This is a genomic window from Floridaenema aerugineum BLCC-F46 (assembly GCF_041929345.1).
GTDB classification, from domain to species: Bacteria; Cyanobacteriota; Cyanobacteriia; order Cyanobacteriales; family Aerosakkonemataceae; genus Floridanema; species Floridanema aerugineum.
In genome coordinates, this window is the sequence record NZ_JBHFNQ010000193.1 from 21,255 (window position 1) to 24,121 (window position 2,867).

The window sequence follows — 2,867 nt, forward strand, 5'->3', positions numbered from 1 at the left end:
GCAAAGAAATTTTCCCAGTCAACCTGCTGAATTCTTAATTTCAATTTCCCTCCTCTAAATTTGAACTAAAGATATGCAATCTACAATCTCTATTGATAAAAATTCAACGAGTAATTCTACACAAAGTTCTACAGGATTTTGGCAGAATGTTAGAGCAATATTAGCACCTTACTGGTATCCAACACAGCCGGGAGGAAGAGCATTCTCAGCCGTAATGAGTTCCTGGGCAATGCTGATTCTCCTAATATTATTAATCGCCATGCTTGTGGGTATAAATGCTTTTAATTCCTTCGTTTATCGCTATTTAATAGATGTCATTATTAAAGATAAAGATGTTAATAAATTTGTTGATTCGTTATGGCTTTACGTTGCTGTTCTAGTCGGCACAACTTTATTAGTAGGATTTTCTAAATTTGTTAGAAAACAAATCGCTCTTGATTGGTATCAATGGTTAAATAATCATATTTTAGAAAAATATTTGAGCAACCGTGCTTATTATAAAATCAACTTTAAATCCGATATTGATAATCCAGATCAAAGGATATCCCAAGAACTCTCACCCCTGACAAAGAATGCTCTCAGCTTTTCGGCTGTTTTCCTAGAAAAAGTACTGGAAATGTCCGTTTTTCTAGTAATTCTTTGGTCGCTTTCCCGATGGGTGGCAGTTATAGTGGTTATTTATACTGTAATAGGCAATTTAATTGCTCTTTACTTGACTCAAGAATTGAATAATATTAATAAAGACCAAATTGGATTTGAAGCAGACTATACTTACAGCCTAACTCATATTCGTAATCATGCAGAGTCAATAGCTTTTTTTCAGGGAGAAGACAAAGAATTAAATATAGTAATGCGAAGATTTAAGAATATTCTTCAAACTACTCAACGCAAAATTAATTGGGAGAGAAATCAGGATTTTTTCAACAGAGGATATCAAGCAGTTCTCCAAATCTTTCCCCTGATCATATTCGGGTCATTATACCTAAAAGGTGAAATTGATTTTGGCGAAATTAGTCAGGCTAGTATAGCTTGCGGTTCTTTTTCAAGTGCTATGGCAGAATTAATTGCCGAATTTGGTACTTCAGGAAGACTTACCAGTTATATCGATCGTTTATCTGAGTTTTCGGGTGCGTTGGAATCTGTGATTAAACAGCCTGAGAATGTCAGTACTATTAAAACAATTGAAGATAACCGTTTGGCTTTTGAGAATGTCACCTTAGAAACGCCTGACTACGAAGAGGTGATCGTGGAAAAGCTATCACTCACGGTGCATCCAGGAGAAGGTTTATTAATTGTTGGGCCTAGTGGACGAGGGAAAAGTTCTTTGTTGCGTGCGATCGCAGGTCTGTGGAATGCTGGAACTGGTCGGTTAGTCAGACCTCCTCTAGAAGATATGTTATTTTTACCGCAACGTCCCTATATTATTTTGGGAACTTTGCGCGAACAGTTACTTTATCCTCATACTACTCGGGAAATGAGCGATCGAGAACTAGAAGCAGTTTTACAACAAGTTAATTTGCAAAATTTACTGCCACGAATCGAAGGTTTTGATAAAGAAGTTCCTTGGGAAAATATCTTATCTTTGGGCGAACAACAACGCCTTGCTTTTGCACGATTGGTAGTGAGTCGTCCCCGTTTCACCATATTAGATGAAGCCACTAGTGCTTTGGATTTGAAAAATGAAGGACATTTATATGAACAATTACAACAAACTCAGGCAACTTTTATCAGTGTAGGACATCGAGAAAGCCTGTTTAATTATCATCAATGGGTATTGGAATTAACAGAGAATTCTAAATGGCGACTCGTCTCTATGTCCGATTATCAGCGGCAAAAAGCGATCGTCAATCATCAAGAAGAAAATCCTCCAAACACAATCGATAATCCCCCGGCGATGACTGACCAAAACATCATAGAAATCTCAGTAATTAGCCCAGAAAATCCTCCTGAGACTCCTGAACAAAACATTCTAGAAATCTCCCCACAACTTAGCCCAGAAAATCCTCCTGAGACTCCTTCTCAAGATGTAGAAATTTCCGCCGCACCCGGAGCAACCGTCGGGTTATCCCATAAGGAAATGCAGCAATTAACAGATTATCAACTCAGTAGCATTAGAAGTATGGCCAGCCAACGTAAAACCGTGACAACTAAAGATGGCGTGACCTACTACTATAATAAAGACCCGAAAGTATTGAAATGGATGAGACTTTAGCCTCTGTTACTAAAAAATTTGTCCAAATTCTCAAGCAACATCACCTGACAATACAAATCATCTATCTAAGGACTAGTAATGCTTTTCCTTAATAAAGCAGAGTCAGCTAGTTACTACAGAAAGTAATGCAGAGAACCGGACAAAAATTAATAGACATTTATTACAAAAACTGGCCCCAAAAAATGTAATTATTTTAAACTGTATTGACTAATTCACTAAATTGAGCGAGAATCAAAATTGACAAAACAGTTAGCCCTGGAGAAATATTATGTCCCACAAAACTGTAATTCTTCTCACCTGTATTGACTAACTCGCTAAACCGATCCACAAGAAAAAAATCACAAACCCTTTGGCATAGGAAAAATTTTATGGCCCCAAAATAGTCAAGGTTACGGATATCAAAGCCGTAACTTAATCTCATTGAAACACTGTTGATATAATCTGGTATAACCTGGGTTGATTTCCCGGTAATTTTTTGGTGCTGCCAATAAATCATCGGAGTTTTAAAACCCTGGTAGCAGATAAAAATTACCAAAAAGGTTGTCGGAAATTAGTGACAAAGCTACCTAATTTCTGATGATTAATAGTGTTCAATTGTCGAACTGCGGTAAAGCAGATTAATTCTTCATAAAATTTAAGGAAAATTTAGAAGCTA

Annotated in this window: 2 protein-coding genes; one reads left to right on the forward strand and one right to left on the reverse strand. The window is 36.8% G+C overall.

All coding sequences use genetic code 11. The annotated features are described in order from the left end of the window. The first annotated feature begins 73 nt into the window (after positions 1-73). Positions 74-2,212: an ABC transporter ATP-binding protein/permease gene (locus ACE1CC_RS24615; protein ID WP_413273076.1), complete on the forward strand. Its 2,139-nt coding sequence runs from the start codon at positions 74-76 to the stop codon at positions 2,210-2,212. Between the two features lie 193 nt (positions 2,213-2,405). On the opposite strand, the gene ACE1CC_RS24620 is transcribed toward ACE1CC_RS24615, so the two are convergent. Continuing rightward, complete coding sequence (locus ACE1CC_RS24620) at positions 2,406-2,540, reverse strand: hypothetical protein (protein WP_413273077.1); 135 nt, start codon at positions 2,538-2,540, stop codon at positions 2,406-2,408. Between the last annotated feature and the right edge of the window lie 327 nt (positions 2,541-2,867).